The organism is Synechococcus sp. 1G10 (assembly GCF_002252625.1).
In the GTDB taxonomy this organism is placed as follows: Bacteria; Cyanobacteriota; Cyanobacteriia; order PCC-6307; family Cyanobiaceae; genus Regnicoccus_A.
Map to the genome: position 1 here is coordinate 1 of NZ_NQKW01000059.1, position 1,242 is coordinate 1,242.

General features: G+C 50.7%; 1 protein-coding gene. It reads right to left on the reverse strand.

Features of this window, described 5'->3' with window-relative positions; all coding sequences use genetic code 11:
- Positions 1-128: 128 nt before the first annotated feature.
- Positions 129-1,163 (reverse strand): IS5 family transposase, encoded by a 1,035-nt coding sequence (locus CJZ82_RS17430; protein WP_094556990.1) that lies wholly within the window; start codon positions 1,161-1,163, stop codon positions 129-131.
- Between the last annotated feature and the right edge of the window lie 79 nt (positions 1,164-1,242).

Sequence of the window (1,242 nt, forward strand, 5' to 3'; positions counted from 1 at the left end):
AGGGCACCTCGAATAATCGGTTAAATCGGCGGCAACAAGAAAGCAGGAACCAACTCAGCCCGGCATGCCACGGCTACACCAAGGGCCATATCGCACAGATAAATATGTTCTCTAATCCTTCGGGAAGTTCAGCCAGCGACGGCGCAGACACGCAGCTTCTGGCAGAATCGCATGAAGTTGAACGTCAGATTCCTCAGTCCCCACCATGCATTTGTTCTTGCGAGACCGATGCGCCGCGTTAGCTTTCCACACATGCTTACCTGCATCTGGCCAAAGACGTGTTCAACGCGGGCCCGAATCTTGGACTTGACCTTGTTTCGTGCCTGTGCATCCTCATCAAGGGGACGACTGCGAGTTCCTTTCTCGTGAATTCGGCTTTCAAATCCTGCCGCAGCTAGCAGCTCCTCAAATTGCCGACCCGCATATCCCGAGTCGGCCCAAACGATATCCGCTGAATTTTCCGGATCTAGCAAGGCTGCTATCATCTGACTATCGTGAATGTTGGCTGGCGTAACCACGTATCTGCGAATAAATCCATGTTCGGCATCAATGCAAATACTGTTCTTATAGCCGTAGTGGCTGACACCATTCTTTTTCACCCAGCGAGCATCAAGATCCTTCTGCTGCAACCGATTTGGCTTGTCGTGCCAGTCTTCTGGCACTTCGCCTTGCTTGATCACTTGATTCTCTGCCCGGGTATTTCTTTGCTTTGGAACGGGCACCAGTGTGGCATCGATGATCTGGCCACCACGTGCCTCCAGGCCCTGGACCCGGAGATGCTGCTCAAAGCAATCAAACAATTCTTCGATCACTCCTGCGCTCCTTAGTCTCTCCCTGAAGAATGCCACTGTTGTAGCGTCAGGAATCGTATCCATCACTCCCAAGCCAACGAATTTCTCAAAGGATCTACGGTCATTGACCTGAAATTCAAGCGCTTCGTCGCTCAGATTGAAAAGCTGCTGGAGAACCAGCATTCGGAAAAGGATGATGGGATCAATGCGTTTTCTACCTGCATTGTTCTTGCGCTCAGAACAGTATCCCTGATCTAAGAGAGGGCGAAAACTGTCCCAAGGGATAGCTTCGGAAAGAGCGGTCAGAGTGGGGCTCTTTTGATGCAGTTTGTGGATTCGCTGCTCTTCATCCCAAAAGCCACGCTGCCCCATTGATTTGGTATTTTCAACGCATCTATTGTATCTGCATGGCAGCATTCTGGCAAGTCAATCTTATTTTTCGAGGTGCCCT

What these genes read in the sequence shown, in the direction of transcription:
- CJZ82_RS17430 (WP_094556990.1), bottom strand. Translation starts at nt 1,163, where the DNA reads ATGGGGCAGCGTGGCTTTTGGGATGAAGAGCAGCGAATCCACAAACTG.